At 64.4% G+C, this 24108-nt stretch carries 18 protein-coding genes, 1 other RNA gene and 1 riboswitch; of the genes, 16 read left to right on the top strand and 3 right to left on the bottom strand.

Annotated features, from left to right (window positions below; translation table 11 throughout):
• Positions 1-12: 12 nt before the first annotated feature.
• Together OJJ21_RS06915 and OJJ21_RS06910 are read right to left on the bottom strand one after the other, a co-directional pair.
• On the bottom strand, positions 13-3681 hold the full coding sequence (locus OJJ21_RS06915) for a hydantoinase B/oxoprolinase family protein (protein WP_297684478.1): 3669 nt from the start codon (positions 3679-3681) through the stop codon (positions 13-15).
• A gap of 97 nt (positions 3682-3778) precedes the next feature.
• The gene (locus OJJ21_RS06910) at positions 3779-4297 is read right to left on the bottom strand and encodes a winged helix DNA-binding protein (RefSeq protein ID WP_297684475.1); all 519 of its coding nucleotides are present in this window, start codon (positions 4295-4297) and stop codon (positions 3779-3781) included.
• A 278-nt stretch (positions 4298-4575) separates the two neighbouring features.
• Between OJJ21_RS06910 and OJJ21_RS06905 the strand changes: the two genes are divergently transcribed.
• The 5 genes from OJJ21_RS06905 to OJJ21_RS06885 all read left to right on the top strand — a co-directional run bounded on the left by OJJ21_RS06905 (position 4576) and on the right by OJJ21_RS06885 (position 10606).
• Complete coding sequence (locus OJJ21_RS06905) at positions 4576-5463, top strand: DMT family transporter (RefSeq protein ID WP_297684473.1); 888 nt, start codon at positions 4576-4578, stop codon at positions 5461-5463.
• On the top strand, positions 5460-6233 hold the full coding sequence (locus OJJ21_RS06900) for an N-acetylmuramoyl-L-alanine amidase (RefSeq protein WP_297684471.1): 774 nt from the start codon (positions 5460-5462) through the stop codon (positions 6231-6233). The genes OJJ21_RS06905 and OJJ21_RS06900 overlap by 4 nt, the downstream gene beginning before the upstream one ends.
• A gap of 60 nt (positions 6234-6293) precedes the next feature.
• Positions 6294-6672: RNase P RNA component class A (gene rnpB, locus OJJ21_RS06895), an RNA gene on the top strand.
• 32 nt (positions 6673-6704) lie between these two features.
• Positions 6705-6905, top strand: a riboswitch (cobalamin riboswitch).
• Positions 6906-7026: 121 nt separating this feature from the next.
• Positions 7027-9153 carry a TonB-dependent receptor gene (locus tag OJJ21_RS06890; protein WP_297684469.1) on the top strand — a complete coding sequence of 709 codons (2127 nt, stop codon included), beginning with the start codon at positions 7027-7029 and terminating at the stop codon, positions 9151-9153.
• Between the two features lie 4 nt (positions 9154-9157).
• On the top strand, positions 9158-10606 hold the full coding sequence (locus tag OJJ21_RS06885; RefSeq protein WP_297684467.1) for a PepSY-associated TM helix domain-containing protein: 1449 nt from the start codon (positions 9158-9160) through the stop codon (positions 10604-10606).
• Here OJJ21_RS06885 and OJJ21_RS06880 read toward each other — a convergent pair.
• Complete coding sequence (locus OJJ21_RS06880; RefSeq protein WP_297684465.1) at positions 10596-11195, bottom strand: hypothetical protein; 600 nt, start codon at positions 11193-11195, stop codon at positions 10596-10598. The genes OJJ21_RS06885 and OJJ21_RS06880 overlap by 11 nt on opposite strands.
• A 275-nt stretch (positions 11196-11470) precedes the next feature.
• On the opposite strand from OJJ21_RS06880, the gene OJJ21_RS06875 reads away from it, so the two are divergent.
• The 11 genes from OJJ21_RS06875 to murC form a co-directional block, all read left to right on the top strand.
• Positions 11471-11944, top strand: a complete 474-nt coding sequence (locus OJJ21_RS06875) for an MraZ family transcriptional regulator (protein WP_297684463.1) — start codon at positions 11471-11473, stop codon at positions 11942-11944.
• A 71-nt stretch (positions 11945-12015) separates the two neighbouring features.
• Positions 12016-12960, top strand: a complete 945-nt coding sequence (gene rsmH / locus OJJ21_RS06870) for a 16S rRNA (cytosine(1402)-N(4))-methyltransferase RsmH (RefSeq protein ID WP_297684567.1) — start codon at positions 12016-12018, stop codon at positions 12958-12960.
• The gene (locus OJJ21_RS06865; RefSeq protein ID WP_297684461.1) at positions 12957-13505 is read left to right on the top strand and encodes a hypothetical protein; all 549 of its coding nucleotides are present in this window, start codon (positions 12957-12959) and stop codon (positions 13503-13505) included. The genes rsmH and OJJ21_RS06865 overlap by 4 nt, the downstream gene beginning before the upstream one ends.
• Entirely contained in the window at positions 13505-15367 is a 1863-nt protein-coding gene (locus OJJ21_RS06860; protein ID WP_297684459.1) for a penicillin-binding protein 2, read from the top strand. The genes OJJ21_RS06865 and OJJ21_RS06860 overlap by 1 nt, the downstream gene beginning before the upstream one ends.
• A complete protein-coding gene (locus OJJ21_RS06855) occupies positions 15354-16859 on the top strand; it encodes a UDP-N-acetylmuramoyl-L-alanyl-D-glutamate--2,6-diaminopimelate ligase (RefSeq protein ID WP_297684457.1) in 1506 nt (501 codons plus the stop codon). The genes OJJ21_RS06860 and OJJ21_RS06855 overlap by 14 nt, the downstream gene beginning before the upstream one ends.
• A complete protein-coding gene (locus tag OJJ21_RS06850; RefSeq protein WP_297684455.1) occupies positions 16859-18286 on the top strand; it encodes a UDP-N-acetylmuramoylalanyl-D-glutamyl-2,6-diaminopimelate--D-alanyl-D-alanine ligase in 1428 nt (475 codons plus the stop codon). The genes OJJ21_RS06855 and OJJ21_RS06850 overlap by 1 nt, the downstream gene beginning before the upstream one ends.
• A 15-nt stretch (positions 18287-18301) precedes the next feature.
• Positions 18302-19387, top strand: a complete 1086-nt coding sequence (mraY, locus tag OJJ21_RS06845; protein ID WP_297684453.1) for a phospho-N-acetylmuramoyl-pentapeptide-transferase — start codon at positions 18302-18304, stop codon at positions 19385-19387.
• A 7-nt stretch (positions 19388-19394) separates the two neighbouring features.
• Complete coding sequence (murD, locus tag OJJ21_RS06840) at positions 19395-20783, top strand: UDP-N-acetylmuramoyl-L-alanine--D-glutamate ligase (protein WP_297684451.1); 1389 nt, start codon at positions 19395-19397, stop codon at positions 20781-20783.
• Entirely contained in the window at positions 20780-21904 is a 1125-nt protein-coding gene (gene ftsW / locus OJJ21_RS06835) for a putative lipid II flippase FtsW (protein WP_297684449.1), read from the top strand. Before murD ends, ftsW begins: the two co-directional genes overlap by 4 nt.
• Positions 21901-23073: an undecaprenyldiphospho-muramoylpentapeptide beta-N-acetylglucosaminyltransferase gene (murG, locus tag OJJ21_RS06830; protein WP_297684447.1), complete on the top strand. Its 1173-nt coding sequence runs from the start codon at positions 21901-21903 to the stop codon at positions 23071-23073. Before ftsW ends, murG begins: the two co-directional genes overlap by 4 nt.
• A partial coding sequence (gene murC, locus OJJ21_RS06825) for a UDP-N-acetylmuramate--L-alanine ligase (RefSeq protein ID WP_297684445.1) occupies positions 23070-24108 on the top strand: 1039 nt, incomplete at its 3' end. The genes murG and murC, both read left to right, overlap by 4 nt.

The following is a 24108-nucleotide window of genomic DNA, read 5'->3' as shown; positions in this document are numbered from 1 at the left end:
GGAAACTGCGGATTATTCCGCCGCCTGCTTCAGGTCATCCGCCTTGCCGAAGCCGCCACCGGAGGGGGTGGAAATGACGAAGACATCGCCCGGCTGCATCGGCGTCGAGCAGCGGCCTTCCATCGGCTCCCTGGCGCCGGATGTGCGTTCCACCCACTGGCGGCCGGTCTCACCCTGGCCGCCGCCTTCAAGGCCGAAGGGCGGCACGGTGCGATGCGACGACAGCAGGGTGGCCACCATGTCGGTGAGGAAGCGCATGCGGCGGACGGTGCCGTCGCCGCCCTTGTGCCGCCCCTTGCCGCCGGAGCCGCGCCGGATACGGAAGCTCTCCAGCAGCACCGGGAAGCGGAATTCCAGCACTTCCGGATCGGTCAGGCGGGCGTTGGTCATATGGGTATGCACCGCGTCGCAGCCATCGAAATCCGGGCCGGCGCCGCTGCCGCCGCAGATCGTCTCGTAATACTGGTAGTCGTTGTTGCCGAAGGTGAAGTTGTTCATCGTGCCCTGCGCCGCGGCCATCACGCCGAGCGCGCCGAACAGCGCGTCGGTGATGCACTGGCTGGTCTCGACATTGCCGGCCACGGTGGCGGCCGGATAGACCGGATCCAGCATCGAGTTTTCCGGAATCACGATCTCCAGCGGCTTGAGGCAGCCGCCATTGAGCGGGATGTCGCTGTCGACCAGGCAGCGGAAGGCGTAGAGCACGGCGGCGACGCACACGGCCTTGGGCGCATTGTAGTTGGTCGGATGCACACCGGACGTGCCGGTGAAATCGATCTTGGCGGTACGGTCCTGGTGGTTGACCGTCACCTTCACCTTGATCTCGAAGCCGTCATCCATCGGATCGGTGAACTGGCCGTCCTTCAGACGGCTGATCACGCGGCGCACGGATTCTTCCGCATTGTCCTGCACATGGTTCATATAGGCGCGCACGACCTCGAGGCCGAACTGGTCGACCATCTTGCGCAGCTCCTGCGCACCCTTCTCGCAGGACGCGATCTGCGCCTTCAGGTCGGCGATATTCTGCGCCGGGTTGCGCGAGGGATATTTGCCGGATTTCAGGATGGCAACCATCTCGTCTTCCAGCATGCGGCCGCCGTCGACCAGCAGCACGTTGTCCAGCAGCACGCCTTCGTCTTCCACCGTGCGGCTGTCCGGCGGCATCGAGCCCGGCGTGGTGCCGCCGATATCGGCATGGTGGCCACGGCTGCCGAGATAGAACAGCACTTCCTTGCCGGCCCTGTCGAACACCGGCGTGATCACGGTGACGTCGGGCAGGTGGGTGCCGCCGGCATAGGGCGCGTTCAGCACATAGACATCGCCCGGCTTCATCTGGCCGGCGCGTTTGCGCATCACCGTCTTGATCGATTCCGACATCGAGCCCAGATGCACCGGCATATGCGGGGCGTTGGCGATCAGCTCGCCATCCAGGTCGAAAATCGCGCAGGAGAAATCGAGGCGTTCCTTGATGTTGACAGAATAGGCCGTCTTCTCCAGCACGCTGCCCATCTGCTCGGCGATCGACATGAACAGGTTGTTGAAGATTTCCAGCATCACCGGATCGACGCTGGTGCCGATGGCCCGGCGCTCGGGCAGGGCGTCCACGCGCTTCAGCACCAGGTCGCGGCGCTCGGTCAGCCTGGCCTGCCAGCCGGGTTCCAGCACGATGGTGCTGGTCGGCTCGATCACGATGGCAGGCCCCTTGATGGTCTCACCCGGGCGCAGCGCGGCGCGATCGTACACCGGCGTATCGCGCCAGTCGCCGGCCATATAGGCCTTGCGCTTCGCCAGTGTCGGGATTGCATTCTGGCCGCGCGGATCGACGATCTTTTCCACCGCATCGGGTGCACGTTCGCCCTGGCCGATCACTTCCACGGCCACGCTGCCGGCGATCAGCGCCTTTTCCGGGCTGATGAAGCCGAAACGCTGGCGATGCGCAGTTTCAAAGGCAGTTTTAATCTCCGACAGCGAACCGAATTCGACCTCAAGCGCGGAATCCGAGCCGCCGTAGCGTACATGCAGCTTGCGGATCACCGTGATCTTCTCTGCCGGCACGCCCTGGCGCAGCATCTCGGCCCGGGACTCTTCAGCAAGCGTATCGAGTTCCTTCGCCAGGCCGGGCAGGGCGCTTTCCTGCAGCGGCACTTCGGCGGATTTTTCCTTCAGCACGCGCTGGTCGGCCAGGCCCATGCCATAAGCCGACAGCACGCCGGCCAGCGGATGCAGTAGCACCTCGGTCATGCCCAGCGCATCGGCCACCAGGCAGGCATGCTGACCGCCGGCACCGCCGAAGCTCGACAGCACGTATTTGGTGACGTCATAGCCGCGCGCCACCGAGATTTTCTTGATCGCGTTGGCCATGTTCTCGACCGCGATGGCGAGGAAGCCTTCCGCCATTTCCTCGATGCTGCGGCTGTCGCCGCTCTCAGCCTTCACGCGCGCCTGCAGTTCGGCGAATTTCGTCTTGACGATTTCGGCATCCAGCGGCTGGTCGCCATCGGGGCCGAAGACGGCCGGGAAGAAATCGGGCTGCAGCTTGCCCAGCACGACGTTGCAGTCAGTCACCGCCAGCGGCCCGCCACGGCGATAGCAGGCCGGGCCAGGATTGGCGCCGGCCGAGTCCGGGCCGACGCGATAGCGCGCGCCGTCGAAATGCAGAATCGAGCCGCCGCCGGCCGCTACCGTGTTGATCATCATCATCGGCGCGCGCATGCGCACGCCGGCCACCATGGTCTCAAAGGCGCGTTCGTATTCGCCGGCATAATGGCTGACGTCGGTCGAGGTGCCGCCCATGTCGAAGCCGATCACCTTCTTGAAGCCGGCCCGGGTGGAGGTTTCCACCAGGCCGACGACGCCGCCGGCCGGGCCGGACAGGATGCTGTCCTTGCCCTGGAAAAAATTGGCATCGGCGAGACCGCCGTTCGACTGCATGAACATCAGGCGCAGCGCGGTGTTGGCGGCATCCAGTTCGCTGCCGACTTGGTCGACATAGCGGCGCAGGATCGGCGAGACATAGGCATCTACCACGGTGGTATCGCCGCGGCTGACGAATTTGATCAGCGGCGAGACCTGGTGGCTGGCCGAGACCTGGGTGAAACCGAGCTGCTTCGCCAGTGCCGCAACCTGCGCCTCATGGTCGGTATAGCGATAGCCATGCATGAACAGGATGGCGACGCTGCGAATGCCATCGGCAAAAGCGGCCTTCAGCGCCGCCTCGGCGGCCTTGAGGTCGAGCGGTGTTTCGATACTGCCGTCGTTGCGCACGCGCTCGGGCACTTCCACCACGCGTTCATACAGCATCTCGGGAAGCTGGATATGCAGGGCAAACAGATTGGGGCGCGTCTGGTAGCCGATGCGCAACTGGTCGGCGAATCCTTCCGACACCAGCAGCAGTACACGGTCGCCCTTGCGCTCCAGCAGCGCGTTGGTGGCCACCGTGGTGCCCATCTTCACCGCGGCGATCCTGCCCTTGGGCAGTGCATCGCCGGCCTTCAGCCCGAGCAGGTCGCGGATGCCCTGTACGGCAGCATCCTTGTAGCGTTCCGGATTTTCCGACAGCAGCTTGTGGGTGACGATGGCACCATCCGGCTTGCGGCCGACGATATCGGTGAAGGTGCCGCCGCGATCGATCCAGAATTCCCACTGGGCGTTGGAAGGCGCGGGCGCGGCAGACTGGGTCATGGGAGGCTCCAAAAAGGATCAGGCAAGCGTAGCCGGGAGCGAGACGGTTACAAAACGTTGATAATTTGTCAACGTTGCTGAGGCCGGCAATGCGGCGCTACAGCGAGGCTGCGGCGCGGGCGGCCTGGTCGTAAGTGCCGGACAGGGCGCGCATCAGGTCAGCCACCCGGGAAAGGTCGCCCTGCGCCTGTCCGATCCGGGGCTGGCCGATCAGCGCGAAGGCCTCGCCCAGCAGCTGTTCGCGGATCTTGCGGTATTCCAGGCAGAGCTTCTGTCCCTTCGCGGTGGTGGAGTAGAAAATCTCCTTGCCGCGCCGGGTGCCGGCGATCAGGCCGAGCCGCACCATCTTTTTCAGGCCGTAATTGACGGTATGGGAATCCTCGACATTCAGCACCAGGCAGAGATCGGCCAGCCGCTTCGGCCGGTCGCGGTGGTTCACCCCATGCAGCACCATGACGTCGAGGGCGGCCAGATCGCCCTGGACGCCGATTCCTGAGCCGGCGGCTGTCATGCAGCGCACGATCCAGCGGCTGAAAGCATTGCCGGTCATCATCAGGGCAAATTCGAACTCACTCAGGCCTTCCAGCTTTTCGCTGGCCAGATGGGCGGACGACACGATCGGACGCCGCGCCGATGTTCCGGCCGGTGTTCCTGTCGCTGTTCCTGTCCCAGTACCTTTCCGGCTTTTCTTCTGCGGAGTCTTTGCATTCGCCATACCGTCTGCCTTCTAGTCGACCGCCATGCCTGCTAACCAGGCATTACCGCGGCATATCTTCGATAAGAGCCGCATACCCCCCTTGCGGCCAGCGCATGGCCGGCATGTAAACAAGCGTAGCCCGCGGCAGGGCGGCTTTGCTAGGGTCGCGCCCCATGAAGCCCCAGCATCTTGCCCTTATGCTCTTGATCTGCGCGATTTGGGGCGGCAATTTTGTCGTCACCAAGCTCGCGGTCAATCATTTCCCGCCGATCCTGTTCACCGCCTTGCGGTTTGCTCTGGTTGCTGTGCTGATGCTGCCATGGCTGCGCTGGAAGCCGGGGCAGATGCGTAATGTGGTGATCGCTGCCTTCTGCATGGGCACCCTGCATTTCGCCCTGATCATCGTCGGCATCGCCAAGGCGGATGATGTCTCGGTGGTCGCGGTCGTCACCCAGCTGGGTGTACCGATCTCCACCCTGATGGCAGTGCTGCTGCTGGGCGAGCGCGTGCGCTGGAAACGCAGCCTGGGGATCGGGCTGGCCTTTATTGGCGCCGTGGTGATCAGTTTCGACCCGAAAGTGATGAATTACCAGGTTGCCATCGGCCTGATCCTGATGGCAGTGATCATTTTCTCTCTCGGTCAGATCACGGTGCGCCGTATCCATGATGTCCATACTTTCACCATGCAGGCCTGGGTGGGAATCCTGAGCGCACCCTGTCTGTTGCTGATTTCGCTGATGATCGAAGACCGGCATGTCGAACAGACGCTGTCGGCCAGCACCTGGCATTGGGGCGCGATCATCTATGCCGCCGTGGCGGTGTCGCTGATCGGCCATGGCGGCGCCTATTATCTGTTGCGGCGCTATCCGATCAGTATCGTTAACCCCGGCTTTACGCTGGCGCCGATCTTCGGTGTTCTGGCCGGTGTGTTTTTCCTCAACGAGCAGCTCAGCGGCCGGGTCATCATCGGTTCGGCCATCACCCTTCTGGGCGTCTTGATCGTCGCCATGCGCGAAGGCACTGTGGCCGATGCGCGCGGCACGCCGCCGGAGAAGGTGGCATTGGAGAAAGGAGCCGGTGAATGACCCTGTCGTTTGTCGAGCATCCGTCGCCGAATTTCGACGATCGCAGCGGCCGTCGGCCGGTCGATATGGTGGTGCTGCATTATACCGGTATGCCGACCGCGACTGCGGCCCTGCAGCGCATGTCCGATCCCGAGGCGAAGGTCAGTGCGCATTACATGATCGATGAGGACGGCACGGTTTACCGCCTGGTGCCGGAGGAGAAGCGTGCCTGGCATGCCGGTGTCGCTTTCTGGCGCGGCGTGCGCGACGTGAATAACCGTTCCATCGGCATCGAGCTGGTCAATCCCGGCCATGAATTCGGGTATCGCGAATTCCCTGTTGTCCAGATCGATGCCCTCATTGCCCTTCTGAAGGATATGGCGACCCGCCATGGCGTGATGCCGGGCAATTATCTGGCCCACTCCGACATCGCGCCGATGCGCAAGGAAGACCCGGGTGAGCTGTTTCCCTGGCGTCGCCTGCATGCGGCCGGTTTTGGACGCTGGTGGACCGACGATTTCAAGGTCTCGCCCCATGCGCCGACCCTGCAGCCGGGCGAGCGGAGCGGCGCGGTGCTGGAATTGCAGGTTGCCCTCGATCGTATCGGCTACGGCATCGAGGGCAGCGGGGTCTACGATCCGCCGACCGAAGCGGTGGTGCGTGCCTTCCAGCGCCATTGGCGCCAGGCCCAGGTCGATGGTATTGCCGATGCCGAAACCGGCAGCCTGATCCGCCATATCGCCGAACAGGTGCTGATGCGCCGGATCAGCAGCGAACGCGCCACCAGCTGACCCTTTCTTTACAATGGCCGCTTGACGGCAACCGCGCCGGCGCCTACCTGTGCGGCGGTGCCAGACGGCTGGACGGTCGCGGCGTTCTTTTGAGCGTCGAGGAAAGTCCGGGCTCCACGGAAACACGGTGCCGGGTAACGCCCGGCGGGGGTGACCCCAGGGACAGTGCCACAGAGAGCAGACCGCCATGACCTGTCATGGCAAGGGTGAAAGGGTGCGGTAAGAGCGCACCGCGCGACCGGTAACGGGAGCGGCATGGCAAACCCCACCGGGAGCAAGACCAAATAGGGATGGCCGCAGGCGCAAGCCTGCAGAACGGTTTCCGGTTTGCCATCCGGGTCGGTCGCGCGAGGCGTCCAGCAATGGGCGTCCCAGAGGAATGACCGTCCATCCTGCGCAAGTAGGAGGACAGAACCCGGCTTACAGGCCGTCTGGCACCCTGCTTCTCGATTGACAGACTCGGCGGCAATCTGCACCTTGCCTGCCGACGGTGCCCGCAAGGGCCTAACTGGGAACGCGGTGAGGGGGAATCTCTCAATGCCGCGGCTGCCCCTGCAACTGTAAGCGGAGAGTTTTTCGTCGATTAAGCCACTGGCGCCGCCAAGCGCTGGGAAGGCGACGAAGAGCAAGGACCCGCGAGCCAGGAGACCTGCCGTCATCCGTGGTCACACGCGATCACATCGGGCAGGGTGCACCGGTGGGTAGTCCACCGTTCGCCTGCCTATCCTCAGGGCATCGGAGACAACCTCGTTCGCGGTGACGTGCCACAAGGCCGACCGCATGAGGTTTCTCTATGGCCCATTTCGTCTCCCGCGCGACGCGCGGTGTCCGCTATTTGATCCCGCTTGCTCTGCTGTATGCCGCGCCCGCCTGGGCGCAGGATACCGTGCTGCCCACGCTGACCATCGGCGGGCAGGTTCCCGAAGAGGAGGCCGGGCTGCAGCTTACGCAGCCGGCCGCCACCGGCAGCCGCCTCGGTCTCACGCCGCTGGAAACCCCGGCCAGCGTCGAGGTGATCACCGGGGAAACCATCCGTGCGCGCGGTTATGCGACCGTGAACGAGGCAGTCGGCCAGGCCACCGGGGTTAGTTCCATTGCCACGCCCGGCAATGGTGGCACCGCTCTCTCGACCCGCGGCTTCACCGGGCATAACTCGATGATGCAGCTTTACGACGGCACGCAGATGTATGTTGGTGCCGGCACGGTGACATTCCCCTTCGACACTTGGACGGCGGACCGCATTGAGGTTCTGCGCGGACCAGCTTCGGTGCTGTATGGCGCCGGCGCCATCGGCGGCGTCGTGAATGTCGTGCCCAAGAAGCCAGGTGCGACTTTCGAGAACGAGGCGCTGGTCGAATTCGGCAGAAATCTCGAACGCCATCTCGCTACTGGCAGCGGCGGGCCGATCAACAGCAAGCTGTCCTACCGCGCCGATGCGAGCGGGCGGAAATCCGACGGCTGGGTGGACCGTGATGAAACCGAGAGTCTGGCCTTTGCTCTGGCGCTGCGTGCGCAGGCCAGCGAAAATTTCGCCATATCGCTGTCGCATGATTATGGCTATCAGCGCCCGTCTCGCTATTTCGGCACACCGCTGATCAACGGGTCGTTGGACGAGAGTATTCGCAAGAAGAATTACAATGTCGAAAACAGCCTGATCGAATATCGCGACAACTGGACCCAGCTAAAATTCGAATGGAATGCCAGCGACAGCGTCACTTTGAACAACACACTGTACAGGCTGACCACCAATCGCCACTGGCGCAATCTGGAAACCTATAGCTACAATTCCGGAACCGGCCTGATCGACCGGTCGGATGCACTCGAAATCCTTCATGACCAGACGCAATACGGCAATCGTTTCGATGCCACGATCGAGAACAGCGTCTTCGGCCTGAAGAATACGAGCGTGGTTGGACTGGATGTGAACCGGGCCAATTTCAGATATTCGCATGATTTCGACAACGGTGCGGCGTCGGCCAGTGTCGATCCGTTCAATCCGCAGGTCGGGCTGTACCAGTCGGACGATCCGTTCCGCCCGCGGCATCAGACCCAGACCAGGCAGTATTCGCTGTTCGCCGAGGATCGACTTTCGGTCACCGACCGGTGGACCTTGGTTGGCGGACTGCGGTTCGACCATATCGTGCTGAATCGGGATCAACTTGATAATCCCGCAAACAGTTTCGAGAAAACCTTTGCCGATCCCACCTGGCGCATCGGCACAGTCTACAGCCTGACGCCAGCCACCTCGCTGTATGGCCAGTATGTCACGGCGGTCGATCCGGTCGGTGGCATCCTCAATCTGTCTGCCGCGAACCGTGGCTTCACGCTGGCCACCGGCCGGCAGGTGGAAGTGGGTGTCAAACAGTCGCTGATGAATGGTCGCGGCGAATGGACGCTGGCCGGCTACCATATCGTCAAGACCGACATCACTTCGCGCGTGCCCGGCAATCCGACGCTGACGCAGCAGATCGGCGAACAGTCCTCGCGCGGTGTGGAATTCGCCGCCGGTTTCGATCTGGCGCGCGACTGGCGGCTGGAGGGCAACGCCACCTGGCTGGATGCGCGGTTTGACGAATTCACGGAAGCGAGCGGTGCGTCGCGTGCGGGCAACACGCCGCCGAATGTTCCGGAATTGCTTGGCAATCTGTGGCTCGCCTGGGCCTTCGCGCCGGAATGGAAGGCGCGCGCTGGTTTGCGCTATGTCGGCGAACGCTACAGCGATAATGCCAATCTTAAACGGCTGCCAGATTACACCGTGGTCGATCTCGGGCTGGAATGGAGGCCGCACAAGGATGTCAGCATTGCCTTCCGGCTTCACAACCTGTTCGACGAGGTCTATGCGCAGACGGCCTATGGCGACGATCAGTGGATGCTGGGCCTGCCGCGCACGGCCGTGGTCTCCACGCATGTGAAGTTCTGAGCCGATGAAGCGCACCCTCCGTCAGGCGCAGCGCTGGCTGTATCTGATCCATCGCTGGATCGGCATCGCCACCTGCCTGCTCTTCGCCATGTGGTTCTTTTCCGGCGTGGTGATGATGTATGTCGGATTCCCGGCCCTGACGGAAGCTGAACGCCGAAATCTGCTGCCTGTGATCGACGGGCGGCAGGTACGGCTTTCGCCGGGCGATGCACTGGCGGCGGCCGGGCTGACTGCCTGGCCGCGCGCCCTGCGCCTTGAAATGATGCACGACGAGCCGGTCTATCGCATCACCGGCTGGGATCATGCACGGCTGACGGTTTCGGCACGCGACGGCCGCCGGATCGAGGGCATCGATGCGGCGACGGCCATCGCCATCGTACGGCGAGTGACCGATGCGCCGCCGGTTTCAGCCGCTCCTGAGGAGCGCGACCAGTGGAGCGTGACGGCGCGCTACGACCCGCTGCGGCCGTTCCATCTGGTGGCCCTGAACGATCCGGCCGGCACGGAGCTGTATGTTTCGGCACGTACCGGCGAGATCGCCCTGGACACCGCGCGCAGCGAGCGGTTCTGGAACTGGCTCGGCGCCGTTCCGCACTGGATCTACCCCACCGTGCTGCGGGCCAAGGCGGTGCTGTGGCGCGACGTGGTGCTGTGGTTGTCCGGTCCGGCCATCATCGTGGCGGTCACCGGCATCTGGATCGGCATCCAGCGCCTGCGGCCGCAGCGTCGCTACAAGAACGGCGCCATGTCGCCCTATCGCGGCTGGATGCTGTGGCATCACTGGGCCGGCGTGGTCGGTAGCCTGTTCCTGCTGGCCTGGATCGTCAGCGGTTGGCTGTCGATGAATCCGAATTCCTGGTTCACGGGCCGCAACACCGATGCTGCCGCCCTGCAACGCTATGCCGGCCATACCGCAGTCGATTTCCCGCTGCCGTCCATACCGCTTGCCGATGCGGTGGAACTCCGTTTCCTCTGGGTCGGTGGTGCGCCGCTGGTACTGCAGCATCGCCGGGACGGCAGCGTGATGGCTGCGCCGATCTTAAGCGGCGAAGCCGTCTTTGCCGCGGCGGCACACTTGTTGCCTGAAGCGCGTCCGGTCATGCAACAGGTGATCGCCGAGGAAGACGATTACTGGTATTCCCATCACAACCAGCGTCTGTTCCCGGTGCTGCGCATCGGCTTTGATGATGCCGACGGTACCTGGTTTCATATCGATCCGCTGAGCGGCGATATCCTGGGCCGCCTGGATGATAGCCGGCGCAGCTATCGCTGGCTGTTCAATGCGCTGCACAGTTTCGATTTCCGCTTTCTGCTGCGCTGGCGGCCGGCCTGGGACATCCTACTCTGGAGCATGTCCATTGTCGGCCTGGCCATGTCGGTCAGCGGTGTCGTGATCGGCTGGCGCCATCTGCGGCGCAAGCTGCGCCGCCGGCAGGTACAGGTCAGCGATTGACGCGCAGGATGAAAGCATCCGGAATCTGTTCCGGGCATTCGCTGAAATGCGGCTCGAAGATTGCCGAAAAGCCCTGTCTGGCGCGGGTGTCGAGGCACCATTTCTTGCCATCGATGCCTTTCAGCGACAGCCCGCCCCCCTTGATGTCCCATAGCTGCGGCAGCTGTTCGAGCATCTCGGTATTCAGTGCGCAGGCCGAGGCCACCAGAATCTGCGTACGCGGTTCCATCGCCAGGCAGTAGCTCGGATTGGCGGCGAAGAAAATCTGGTAGGCGTCCTGCTGCAGGGGCCGGCTGATGAAAAAGCCCTGGGTCAGGTTGTCGATGTTGAATTCGCAGGGCGACAGCAGCACGTTGGCGCGCAGGCGTCTGACGTCATTGTTGATCAGCTGCGTGGTAAAGCACTGGTTGTTGGCAGTGCCGGCCACGATGGCAAAGCGTTTCAGCGGTGGTGCGTCGCGCGGCAGGAATTCATTGACCGCCGCCGCGATGGGGGCGGCGGCCAGAGCCAGAAGCGCACAGACAGCCATGCCGGCTGCAGCCATGCGCCGGCTGAGCCGCTTCTCGATGTTGCGAACCCTGTCACCCATCTGTGATCCCGTGCTTCCCCTGTCAGCTGTCGATGTAGTCCGAGCGCGGTGGCGAGATCAAGCGTATTAGGGAGAACAAAAGAGAACATTAAGAGAATTTATTAGGATCGAGGCCGCTGCAAGTACCCGAGATCATTGGCCGATCTCCAGTCTGAATCACCATAACAGACAGTTAAAATCCATTGACCCCCATATAGGCCCATGTTATCCCATCCTATCCCAGGTCAGGATGCCCAAGGGGGGCAGGTCGCCGGGAGCGAGCGCGGGGCCGCGGCGTGGAGCTGTTTCTCTCCACCTTCAAGAATCGGATCGACGCCAAGGGCCGGGTTTCCGTGCCGGCGCCGTATCGCGCCCTGCTGACCCGTCGCCAGCCGGAAGGCGGCCTGATTCTCGGTCCCGATATCGTCGCGCCGGCGCTGGTCGCCGGTGGCCGTGACTATCTCGACGGCGTCAATCGCCGCATCGACGAGCTGCCGGATCTGCATCCGGAACGCGAAATGCTGATCGACGGCCTGCTGCCGTTCCTGAGTGAGCTCACGCTTGATCAGGAAGGCCGCATCCAGCTGCAGCCGCAATTTCTCGACCATGCCGGCCTGGCTTCGCCGGGCGAGGCGGTGTTCGTCGGCCGCCGCCACAGCTTCCAGATCTGGGAGCCCAAGGCCTGGGAAGCCCGCGCCAGCGAAGCGCGGACGAAAGCTGCCGCCTGGTTGCGCAGCGGTGCCGGAGTGACGACGGGGGCAAAATCGTGAGCCCGGCGGATCGTTTCCGCCCGCAAGACACAAACGGCCATGAAAAAGCCGCAGGAACGGTTCATCTCTCGGTGATGTGCAGTGAAGTCGTGGCAGCGCTCAATCCGCGCGCCGGCGACGTGATGGTGGACGGGACTTTTGGTGCGGGCGGTTACAGTTCGGCCTTGCTGGCCGCGGCGGAGTGCCGGGTGATCGGCATCGACCGCGACCCCACCGTGCAGGTCCATGCCGACCGTGTTTCGGCAGCTTATCCCGGCCGTTTCCGCCTGCTGGCCGGCCGCTTCGGCGACATGGCCGATCTGCTCGGTGCCATCGGCATCGATGGCGTGGACGGCGTGGCATTGGATATCGGCGTGTCCTCGATGCAGATCGACCAGGCCGAGCGCGGCTTTTCCTTCCAGCAGGACGGTCCCCTCGACATGCGCATGTCGGACAAGGGCGAAACCGCTGCCGATATCGTCAATTCGCGTGACGAGGCGGAACTGGCCGACATTATCTATCTCTATGGTGAAGAGCGCCGCGCCCGTGCCGTGGCCCGTGCCATTGTTGCCGCTCGCGCCGAAGCGCCGATCACCCGCACGCGCCAGCTGGCGCAGATCGTCGCCCGCGTGGTGCGCGCCGCGCCGGGCATCAATCCGGCGACCCGCACCTTCCAGGCGCTGCGCATTGTGGTGAATGACGAACTGGGCGAGTTGAAGCGCGGCCTGGTGGCTGCCGAAAAGCTGCTGAAGCCGGAAGGCCGGCTGGCTGTGGTGTCCTTCCATTCGCTGGAAGACCGCGTGGTGAAGCATTTCCTCGATCGCCGCAGTGGCAAGCAGACCGGCAGTTCGCGCCATCTGCCGCAGGCGGCGACGGCGCCGCGCGCGGCCTCTTTCGAATTGCTGCACAAGGGTGCGCTCACCGCTGGTGAAGTCGAAACCGCCGGCAATCCGCGCGCCCGTTCCGCCAAGCTGCGGGCAGCCCGGCGGACGGCTGCGCCGGTCTGGCCGGATGACGACATGCGGGAGGCAGCATGAGCCGCGGCTTGTCCCTGATCGCCCTGCTGCTGCTCGCTGTGGTGTCGTTCGGCCTCTACCAGCTGTCATATGAAGTGCAGCGGCTGGAAGAGGAATTGATCGAGCTGAACCGCGCGCTGAGCCAGGAACGCGAAACCATCGGCGTGCTGCAGGCCGAATGGAGCTATCTGAGCCGGCCGGATTACCTGCAGGGCAAGGCGGGACGCCTGCTGGAGATGCGTCCGACCACGGCCAAGGACATCATTGCCATTGAATCGCTGCCCTGGCGCCAGGATCGCGGCCAGGAGCGTAATCCGGCCCTGCCGCAGACGGCGCCATCGGCGACGGTTCCTGCCTTGCCGCCAATGGCGGCGGCACCGCAGCCTGCTCCGGCTCCCGTGCAGCCTGTGGTCGCTGTCCAGCCTGCCGCGTCGCCTTCGGCGCCGGTGCAGGTTGCCGCCAGGCCGGCCGCCGAAGCGCCGGCTGTCGGCGGCTTTGACGCCGAAGTGGCGGCCGTGCTCGGCGCCATGCAGCGCGGCGGCAAAGACCAGCGGAGGGCTCCGTGATGGCGCTGTTCCGTCGCACGCAGAAATCGCCGCAGAAGATGAAGCCGCGTCCGCCCTGCACGCCGGCCGACATGCCCGGCAGTCCGGCGCTGGTACGGCTGGAAGGCGCGGCCAAGCAGGCGCTCGATGCCAGCCGGGGCCGCCTCGTCATCGGGATCGGGCTGTTTTCACTGGCCTTCGTTCTGCTGGCCGGACGCCTGGTCGAGCTGACCGTGATCCGCGGCGCGGCGGAACCGGCCGTGGCGCGCGGTTTCAATCCGGAGCTGGGTGCGCGCACCGCGCTGATGGAACGCCAGCCGATTGTCGACCGCAACGGCCAGATTCTCGCCACCAATCTGAAAATTGCCTCGCTCTATGCCGATCCGCGCAAGGTGCAGAATGCCGCCGGCGCTGCCACGCGGCTGGCCCAGGTGCTGCCCGAACTGCCGGTTGGCGAGGTGCAGGCCAAGCTGAATTCCGGCAAGAGCTTCGTCTGGCTCAAGCGCGGTCTGGCGCCGCGCGAGCAATACGAGGTCAATCGCCTCGGCATCCCGGGCCTGTATTTCCATAACGAGCAGCGCCGCGTCTATCCGCAGGGCGCGCTCGGCACGCATGTCGTCGGATACACCGATATCGACGGCAAAGGCATTTCCGGTATCGAACAGTATTTCGACGAACAGCTGCGCGACCCGACCCGCACCGGCGACCCGCTTGAACTCAGCATCGATCTGCGCGTGCAGCATGTGATGCGCGACGAGGTGGCGAGGGCGATCGAGTATTTCAATGCCATTGGCGGCGGCGGCATCGTCATGGACATCTATACCGGCGAAATCATCTCGCTGGTCAGCCTGCCCGATTTCGATCCGGCCGAGCCCGGCACGGCCAGCAAGGATGCACGGTTCAACCGCATCACGCTTGGCGTCTATGAAATGGGCTCGACCATGAAGACGCTGAACACGGCGATGGCGCTGGATTACGGCACCGTCAAGCTGAGCAGCGGCTACGATGCCAGTCGGCCGATCCAGATTTCGCGTTTTTCGATCAAGGACGATCACCCGAAGAACCGCTGGCTCAGCGTGCCGGAAATCTTCATGTATTCGTCCAACATCGGTTCCGCCAAGATGGCCGTCGATGTCGGGCCCGAGCGCCAGCGCGAATTCATGGCTCGCCTGGGCATGCTGACCAAGCCGGCGCTGGAACTGCCCGAAATCGGCGCGCCGCTGGTGCCGCGCAACTGGAAGACCGTCGAGACGATGACCATCGCCTTCGGCCATGGCCTGTCGGTCACGCCGCTGCAGCTTGCCACCGCCACGGCCGCCATCGTCAATGGCGGCGTGCTGCATCCGCCGACCCTGATCAAGCGCCCGCCGGGTATGCCGGCGCCGGGTCGCCAGGTGATCCGCCGCGATGTCAGTGACACCATGCGCAAGCTGATGCTGCTGGTGGTGGAAGACGGCACCGGCAAGAAGGCCGGCGTTGACGGCTACATGGTTGGCGGCAAGACCGGCACGTCGGAGAAGGTCAACGAACGCGGCGGCTATAACCGCAAGGCGCTGTTCAACACCTTCGTGGCCGGTTTCCCGATGCACAACCCGCGCTATGTGGTGCAGGTCATGCTCGACGAGCCGAAAGGCAACAAGAGCACCTATGGCTTCGCCTCGGCCGGCTGGACCTCGGCGCCGACCGCCGCCCGCGTGATCAGCCGTATCGCGCCGCTGCTTGGCGTGCCGCCGGTGGACGAGAATTCGCCGGCGATCCGTCAGGCCATGTATGTGCCGATCCCAGGCCAGCCGATGCCGAATTTCGCAACGCCGCCGAGCGGCCCGGTTGCTGCGGCAGCCGTCGTGCCCAAGACGCAGGAGAAGAAACTTGCGTCTCAGTGATCTTTGCGCCGATCTCCCGCTCGATCCGCGTGCCGCCGCGCTGGATGTCGCCGGTTTGACCGCCGACAGCCGCGCCGTGCGCCCGGGCTATGTCTTCGCTGCCCTGAAAGGCACACAGGCCGATGGCCACCGTTTCATTCCCGATGCGCGCGAGAAGGGCGCCGTCGCGGTGCTCAGCGATCATGTCGATCCGGCCTATGCCGGCCAGATCGCTTTTGTCACCGATACCAATCCGCGCCGCCGGCTGGCGCTGATGGCCGCTGCCTTCTTCGGCGCGCAGCCGAATCATATCGCCGCCGTCACCGGTACCAACGGCAAGACTTCGGTGACGAATTTCACCGCGCAGATCTGGGCCCGGCTCGGCTTCAAAAGTGCCAGTCTGGGCACGCTCGGCCTGCACACACTTGGTTTACAGGGCGCTGACCTCGACCTGCCGGTGGCGCATACCACGCCGGATCCGGTGCAGCTGCATGAATTGCTGACCAGGGCCAAGCAGGCGGGTGCCGAGCATCTGGCGCTGGAGGCATCGAGCCACGGCCTCGACCAGTTCCGCCTCGACGGGATTGTGCCGCAGGCGGCGGCCTTCACCAATCTCACCCGCGACCATATGGACTACCATCCGACGGTCGAGGCCTATTTCGCCGCCAAGCTGCGGCTGTTCGATACCCTGCTGCCGGCCGACGGTGCGGCGGTGATCAACATGGATTCCGCGCTCGGCGCCAAGGTGGAGCAGATTTGCACGCGCCGTGGCCAGCGGCTGATCCGTTACGGTCAGCTCGGCACCGAACTGAAACTGCTCTCTGCCGTGCCGCACGCCGGCGGATTGCAGGTAGAAGCCGAAGTCTTCGGCGTGCGTCGCCATGTCGACCTGCCGCTGATTGGCGGCTTCCAGGCTGGCAATGTTCTGGCCGCGCTGGGCCTGGTGGTTGGTTGCGGGGTGCATGCGGCGGCGGCCTGGGAAACCCTTGCCACGCTCGACGGCGTGCCCGGCCGTATGCAGAAGGCCGCGCAGCGCAAAAACGGGGCCAGCATCTTTGTCGATTACGCTCATACCCCCGATGCGCTGGAGACGGTGCTGAAGGCGGCACGACCGCATAGCACGCAGCGCCTGGCGGTGGTGTTCGGCTGCGGCGGCGACCGCGATCGCGGCAAGCGTCCGCTGATGGGCGCGGTGGCGACGAAGCTGGCCGACCGCGTCTATGTTACCGACGACAATCCACGCAGCGAAGAGGCCGCATCGATCCGCGCTGCCATCATGGCGGCAGCACCCGGCGCGCGTGAGATCGGTGATCGTCGTGAGGCGGTTTTCACTGCTGTTGCCGAATTGCAGCCGGGCGACCTGCTGCTGGTTGCCGGCAAGGGCCATGAGCAGGGCCAGGTCATCGGCAAAGACGTGCGCCCCTTCGACGACCTGCTGGTGGCGCGCGAAGCCGTGTCTGCCGCGGATGCGGGGTCTGGTTTGGGCAGCGCACCATACGGAGGTAAAGGTTAATGGAAGCTTTCGCGCTGTGGACGTCTGCCGAAGCTGCCTCCGCCACGCATGGGCAGGGCGATGGATTCTGGACGGCAAGCGGCGTGTCGATCGACAGCCGCACGGTCGGCTTTGGCGATTTGTTCATCGCCATCCGCGGTCCGACCTTCGACGGTCATGCCTTCGTTGCCGATGCGCTGGCGAAAGGTGCCGCGGCGGCGATGGTGGACAAGGGCCCCGAGACGCTGCCCGGCATGAATCTTCTGCGCGTGAAGGACACCTTCCAGGGTTTGAATGATCTTGCCGCAGCGGCGCGCCAGCGCTGCGGCGCCAGGGTGATCGGCGTCACCGGCAGTGTCGGCAAGACCTCGACCAAGGAAATGCTGCGCCAGGTGCTGGCCGAGCAGGGCGCGACCCATGCCTCTGTCGGCAATCTCAACAATCATTGGGGCGTGCCGCTCACGCTGGCGCGCATGCCGGTTGACAGCCGCTTTGCCGTGATCGAGATGGGTATGAATCATCCCGGCGAGATCGCACCGCTGTCGAAACTGGCGCGGCCGCATATCGCCATCATCACTGCCATCGAGGCCGTGCATCTGGAGAATTTCGACAGCATCGAAGGCATCGCCGATGCCAAGGCGGAGATCTTCGCCGGCCTGGAACCGGGCGGCATCGCCATCATCAACCGCGACATGCCGTATTTCGAGCGCGTTGCCGCCGCCGCCATGGCGGCCGGTGCTGCCGAGGTGATCGGCTTCGGCGAACATCCGCAGGCGCAGGCCCGGCTGATGAAATATGCGCCGCATTCGGCATGCTCCTGCGTCGCTGCCGAGATTCTCGGTCATCCGATGACCTTCAAGATCGGGGCGCCGGGCCGCCACTGGGTGCTCAATGCGCTCGCCGTGCTGGCGGCGGTTCATCTCGCCGGCGGCGATCTGGCCGAAGCCGGTATGGCGCTGGCGGGCGTGACCGCGCCGAAGGGCCGCGGCGAACGCCATGCGCTCGACTGGCGCGACGGCGGCAGCCTGGATCTGATCGACGACAGCTACAATGCCAGCCCGCCCAGCATGCGCGCCGCCTTTGCCGTGCTGGCGATGGCCAAGCCGAGCAGCGCACGCGGCCGTCGCATCGCCGTGCTGGGCGACATGCTGGAACTGGGCCCGGATGAGCAGGCAGCCCATACCGGCCTGGCTGAAGACCTGGTGCGCGAAAAGATCGATCTCGTCTTTGCCTGCGGTCCGCTGATGAAGGGGCTTTACGATGCCCTGCCGCCGCAGATGCGGGGACATTACGCGGCCAATTCGCTCGAACTGATCCAGCCGCTGCGTCGCGCGGTGCGTTCCGGCGACGTGCTGCTGGTCAAAGGTTCGCTCGGCAGCCGCATGGGCAAGATTGTCGAAGATTTGCTGAATCCGGCGCAGACCCCGCGCGCTGCCAACGGTTGGTAAGGAAAGTCCGGAAGAATGCTGTACCACCTGCTGTATCCGCTGGCGGATGAGATCAACATCCTCAATCTGTTTCGCTACATCACCTTCCGCACCGGCGGGGCGATTCTGACGGCAATGGTGCTGTCCTTCGTGATCGGCGAACCGCTGATCAACTGGCTGCGTGCCAAGCAGGGCCGGGGCCAGCCGATCCGCGATGACGGTCCGGAAAGTCATCTGGTCAAACGCGGCACGCCGACCATGGGCGGTTTCCTGATCCTGCTCGGCATCGGCAGTGGCACCCTGCTCTGGGCAGACCTGAGCAACCGCTATGTCTGGGTCGTGCTGCTGGTCACGTTCGGCTTCGGCCTGATCGGCTTCTATGACGACTATCTGAAGGTGACGAAGCAGAATCCGAAAGGCGTGCCGGGCAAGCTCAAGCTGGTTCTGCAGGTCGTCATCGCCGGCATTGCCGCCGTCTGGATCAACCAGATCGCCGCGGCGCCGCTCAATACCAGCCTTGCCGTGCCCTTCCTCAAGGACGTGCTGCTCAATCTCGGTTGGTTCATGATGCCGTTCGCCGCCTTCGTGATGATCGGCGCTTCCAATGCGGTGAACCTCACCGATGGACTCGATGGCCTCGCCATCGTGCCGGTGATGATTGCCGCCGCCAGCTTCGGCCTGATCTGCTACCTGGTCGGCAATACCGTCTTCGCCAATTACCTGCAGATTCACAATGTCGCCGGTGCCGGCGAACTGGCGGTGTTCTGCGGCGCGCTGGTCGGTGCGGGTATCGGCTTCCTGTGGTTCAACGCACCCCCGGCCATGGTCTTCATGGGCGATACCGGTTCGCTGTCGCTGGGCGGTGCGCTCGGCACCGTCAGCGTCATCGTCAAGCATGAACTGGTGCTGGCGATCATCGGCGGTCTGTTCGTGCTCGAAACCGTGTCGGTGATGGTGCAGGTCGCCAGTTTCAAGCTGACCGGCAAGCGAGTCTTCCGCATGGCGCCGCTGCATCACCATTACGAGAAGAAAGGCTGGAAAGAGCCGACCATCGTGATCCGCTTCTGGATCGTTGCGGTGATCCTGGCGCTGGCCGGCCTCTCCACCCTGAAGCTGCGGTAAGGCACGCATGATCGCGCTCACCCACACACGCGGACAGACCTGGGCGGTGTTCGGCCTCGCACGCAGCGGGCTGGCCACGGCACGGGCGCTGATCGCCGGCGGCGCCGAAGTCCGCCTGTGGGATGACAATGTCGCCTCGCGCGACATCGCGGCTGCAGCCGGCTTTCAGCCGATGCAACTGCACGAGGCGGCGCTTATCGGTTGTGCCGGTCTGGCGCTGGCGCCGGGCGTGCCGCTGACCCATCCAGTGCCGAACCAGGTGGTGGCCAATGCACAACGCGCCGGCCTGCTGATCGTCGGCGATATCGAACTGCTGCTGCGTGAACTGAAACCTGCCGTCTACGGCATCACCGGCACCAACGGCAAGTCCACCACCACGGCCTTGCTGGCGCATATCCTGAAATCCGCCGGCCGCAGCATCGCGCTCGGCGGCAATATCGGCCAGGCGGTACTGGAACTGCCGCGCTTCAACAGTCCGGCCGACGGCGCCTATGTGATCGAGATGTCGTCGTTCCAGATCGACCTCACGCCGGACTGGCAGGCTCGCATCGCCGTGTTGCTGAATATCACGCCGGATCATCTCGACCGCCATGGCAGCATGGCGGCCTATGCCGCGATCAAAGCACGCATCTTCGGTGGCCAGGCGGCCGGCGATACCGCCGTGATCGGCGTCGACGACGATCACTGCCGCGCCATTCATGCTGCCTTGCTGGCAGAGAATAGCGGTCGCGCCGTGGTGCCGGTCTCGATCCTGCGTGTCCTGGAGCAAGGCGTCAGCGCGATCGACGGCATGCTGTATGAGAATGGCACGCCGGTCTTCGCCCTCGATTTCCCGGCCCTGCCCGGTGCGCATAACGGCCAGAATATCGCTGCCGCTTATGCCGCCGCGCGCGCCGCCGGTCTGGATGCCGAGACGATCCATGCCGGCATTGCCTCTTTCCCCGGCCTGAAACATCGTCTGCAGCGCGTCGGCAGCATCGACGGCATTGCCTGCATCAATGATTCCAAGGCCACCAATGCCGATTCCACCGAAAAAGCGCTGGCGGCTTTCGACAATGTCTACTGGATCGCCGGCGGCAAGGCGAAAGAGGGCGGCATTGCCAGCTTGAAACCGCTGTTCCCGCGCATCCGCCGCGCCAGCCTGATCGGCGAAGCGGCAGCCGATTTCGCCGCCACGCTTGGCAGCGCTGTGCCACATGCGCTCTGCGGCACGCTGGACAAGGCGCTCGACGATGCACTGGCGGCGGCGCGCAAGGACCGGCTCAAGGATGCCGTGGTGCTGCTGTCGCCGGCCTGTGCATCTTACGACCAGTTCAAAAGCTTTGAGCATCGTGGCGACGAATTCATCCGTCTGGTCACTGAGCGCAGCACTGGTGAGCAGGGGGCGGCGGCATGATCACCTTCTCGCGCACCGATACCTCCATACTCGGCCGCTGGTGGTGGACCGTCGACCGCTGGCTGCTGGTCGCCATTGCCGTCCTGATCGCGGTCGGCACCGTGCTGACCCTCGCCGCCTCGCCGGCGGTGGCCAACCGCATCGGCCTGGCCAATTTCCATTTCGTGCAGCGCCAGATGGTCTTCCTGGTGCCGGCCATGCTGATCATGATCGCCACCTCGCTGCTTGATCCGGTCGGCATCCGCCGTGTCGCCACCGTGGTCTTCCTCGGTGCGCTGGCCGGCATGTGCCTCACCTTCTTCATGGGCGTGGAAGTAAAGGGCGCGCATCGCTGGATTTCCTTCGGCGGCCTGTCGGTGCAGCCGTCGGAATTCGTCAAGCCTGCCTTTGCCGTGGTTGCCGCCTGGCTGTTTGCCGAATGGCGCAAGGGCACCGGTTTTCCTGGCTGGGCGATCTCGACCGGCTTGTGCGGCTTCGTCGTCAGCATCCTGCTGCTGCAACCCGATCTCGGCATGGCCGTCGTGGTCTGTGCCGTGTGGATGGCGCAATTCTTCATCGCGGGCCTGCCGATTGTCCTCGTTCTGGCCCTGGGCGCCCTCGGCGTCGCCGGCATCTTCGGCGCCTACCTGATCTTTCCCCATGTGGCCAGCCGCATCGACCGTTTCCTCGATCCGGCCGGCAAGGAGAACTACCAGATCGAACGGGCCATGGAGGCTTTCGCCACCGGCGGCATCTGGGGTCGCGGTCCGGGTGAGGGCGCGGTGAAAAGCGTGCTGCCCGATGCCCATACCGATTTCATCTTCGCCGTGGCCGGCGAGGAATTCGGCCTGTTCGCCTGCCTGTTCATCGTCGGCATCTTCGCCTTCATCGTGCTGCGCTGCTTCTCGCGGCTGATGACCGAAAACAACCTGTTCGTGCTGCTCGCCGCTGCCGGCCTTACGACCCAGTTCGGCCTGCAGGCCGTCATCAATATCGGCGTCAACCTGCATCTGCTGCCGACCAAAGGCATGACCCTGCCGTTCATCTCCTATGGCGGCTCGTCACTGCTGGCGCTGGCATTTGCCATGGGCATGCTGCTGGCGCTGACACGCTGGCGGCCTGAGAACGGAGCGGTGCGATGACGGGCGCCGCGAACGGTATGGCGGAGAATCCGATCCTGCTCGCTGCCGGCGGCACCGGCGGCCACGTTTTCCCGGCCGAGGCGCTGGCGGCCGAACTGCTGCGTCGCGGCCATCGCGTCGGCCTGGTCACCGACACGCGCGGCAAGGGCTTCGGCCAGGGCCTGCCCGAGCTGCCGCTCTATCGCATCCCGGCCGGCACGCCGAGCGGTCGCTCGCTGCCGGGCAAGCTGATGAGCATTGTCGAGATCGCCCGTGGCGTGTTCGCTTCGCTGACGCTGCTCGGCCTGACGCGGCCGGTCGCCGTTGTCGGCTTCGGCGGTTATCCGGCGCTGCCGCTGTTGCTCGCCGCGCGTCTGCGCAAGATCCCGATCGTCATCCATGAACAGAATGCCGTGCTCGGCCGCGTCAACCGGCTGGTGGCGCGCTTCGCTGCCCGCATCGCCACGTCTTTCCCCGCCACGCATTTCCTGCCCGAACAGGCGGTTGTCACCGTCACTGGCAATCCGGTGCGCCCGGCGATCCTCTCTGCTGCCGATGTGCCCTATACTGCGCCGGACCAGGCTTTGCGCCTGCTGGTGCTTGGCGGCAGCCAGGGCGCCCGCGTGCTCTCCGATGTGGTGCCAGCCGCGTTTGCTGCATTGCCGGCCGAAATGAGGAAGCGCCTCAGGCTGGTGCAGCAGTGCCGCGCCGAAGACCTCGAGCGTGTGCGCACGGCTTATATGCAGGCCGGCATCCAGGCCGAGACCGCGACCTTCTTCAGCGACGTGGCGCAGCGCCTCGCCGTTGCCCATCTTGTCGTCAGCCGCTCCGGCGCCAGCAGTACCGCGGAAATCGCGGTGATCGGCCGGCCGGCCTTGCTGGTGCCCTACGCCCATGCGATGGACGATCACCAGACCGCGAACGCCCAGGCACTGGCGCAGGCCGGCGGTGCGGTGGTGATCGCGCAGGATAAATTCACGCCCGAACGCGTCGCGGCGGCTTTTGCCGATCTGCTCGGCGATGTGGCGCAGCTGACCGACATGGCCGCGCATGCACGCAGCGTCGGTCGCCCGCTGGCAGCGCAGGCGCTGGCCGATCTGGTCGAGCGCGTCGCCGCCGAACATCGTCAGGCTGCCGCAGCTGTGCAGACTGTTTCCAAGGATCATTCAGTGAAGAGGACCGCGGCATGAGAGCGCTGCCGCTCGATATCGGTATCATCCATTTCGTCGGCATCGGCGGCATTGGCATGTCTGGCATCGCCGAGGTGATGCACAATCTCGGCTATCAGGTGCAGGGTTCGGACCTCAGCGCAAACTATAATGTGAAGCGGCTGCGTGACCTCGGCATCACGGTGTTCGAGGGTCATCGCGAGGAAAATGTTGCCGCCGCCGAAGTGCTGGTGGTCTCCACCGCCGTGAAGCCCGACAATCCGGAAGTGAAGGCGGCCCGTGCCCGCCTGATCCCGGTGGTGCGCCGCGCCGAGATGCTGGGCGAGCTGATGCGCCTGAAATGGGCCATCGCCATTGCCGGCACCCATGGCAAGACCACCACCACCTCGCTGGTCGCCGCCCTGCTGGAAGCGGCCGGCATGGACCCCACCGTGATCAATGGCGGCATTATCAACGCCTACGGCACCAATGCCCGTCTCGGTGCCGGCGAATGGATGGTGGTGGAAGCCGACGAAAGCGACGGCACCTTCCTCAAGCTGCCGGCCACCATTGCCGTGGTGACCAACATCGACCCCGAGCATCTCGACCATTACGGCACCTTCGACAAGGTGCGCGACGGCTTCAAGCAGTTCGTCGAGAGCATTCCATTCTACGGTTTCGCCACGCTGTGCATCGATCATCCGGAAGTGCAGGCGATGATCGGCCGCATCACTGACCGCCGCGTCGTCACCTATGGCTTCTCGCCGCAGGCCGATGTCCGCGCGGTGAATGTGCGCTTCGACAGTCGCGGCGCCATCTACGACGTGCAGATTACCGATCGCACGCGCGGCGGCGAGTCCAGCACGATTACCGACGTGCATCTGCCGATGTTCGGTCGCCACAATGTCCAGAATTCTCTGGTCGTGGCAGCCATCGCCCGCGAGATGGGCTTCGGTGCCGATGTGGTGAAGAAGGCGCTCGGCAGCTTCGGCGGTGTGAAGCGTCGCTTCACCATCACCGGCATCGCCGGCGGCATCACTGTGGTGGACGATTACGGTCATCATCCGGTGGAAATCT

Origin of the sequence: Ferrovibrio sp. (genome assembly GCF_025869515.1) — a bacterium.
In the GTDB taxonomy this organism is placed as follows: domain Bacteria; phylum Pseudomonadota; class Alphaproteobacteria; order Ferrovibrionales; family Ferrovibrionaceae; genus Ferrovibrio.
This window is presented reverse-complemented; position numbering and strand designations above follow the sequence as displayed.

Bases quoted from the DNA above. Each gene is read 5' to 3' on its own strand.
- murG (WP_297684447.1), top strand. From the start codon at position 21,901: ATGACGGGCGCCGCGAACGGTATGGCGGAGAATCCGATCCTGCTCGCT.
- OJJ21_RS06900 (WP_297684471.1), top strand. From the start codon at position 5,460: ATGACCCTGTCGTTTGTCGAGCATCCGTCGCCGAATTTCGACGATCGC.
- mraY (WP_297684453.1), top strand. From the start codon at position 18,302: ATGCTGTACCACCTGCTGTATCCGCTGGCGGATGAGATCAACATCCTC.
- OJJ21_RS06865 (WP_297684461.1), top strand. From the start codon at position 12,957: ATGAGCCGCGGCTTGTCCCTGATCGCCCTGCTGCTGCTCGCTGTGGTG.
- ftsW (WP_297684449.1), top strand. From the start codon at position 20,780: ATGATCACCTTCTCGCGCACCGATACCTCCATACTCGGCCGCTGGTGG.
- OJJ21_RS06880 (WP_297684465.1), bottom strand. From the start codon at position 11,195: ATGGGTGACAGGGTTCGCAACATCGAGAAGCGGCTCAGCCGGCGCATG.
- OJJ21_RS06860 (WP_297684459.1), top strand. From the start codon at position 13,505: ATGGCGCTGTTCCGTCGCACGCAGAAATCGCCGCAGAAGATGAAGCCG.
- OJJ21_RS06890 (WP_297684469.1), top strand. From the start codon at position 7,027: ATGGCCCATTTCGTCTCCCGCGCGACGCGCGGTGTCCGCTATTTGATC.
- OJJ21_RS06915 (WP_297684478.1), bottom strand. From the start codon at position 3,681: ATGACCCAGTCTGCCGCGCCCGCGCCTTCCAACGCCCAGTGGGAATTC.
- murD (WP_297684451.1), top strand. From the start codon at position 19,395: ATGATCGCGCTCACCCACACACGCGGACAGACCTGGGCGGTGTTCGGC.
- OJJ21_RS06885 (WP_297684467.1), top strand. From the start codon at position 9,158: ATGAAGCGCACCCTCCGTCAGGCGCAGCGCTGGCTGTATCTGATCCAT.
- OJJ21_RS06905 (WP_297684473.1), top strand. From the start codon at position 4,576: ATGCTCTTGATCTGCGCGATTTGGGGCGGCAATTTTGTCGTCACCAAG.
- OJJ21_RS06850 (WP_297684455.1), top strand. From the start codon at position 16,859: ATGGAAGCTTTCGCGCTGTGGACGTCTGCCGAAGCTGCCTCCGCCACG.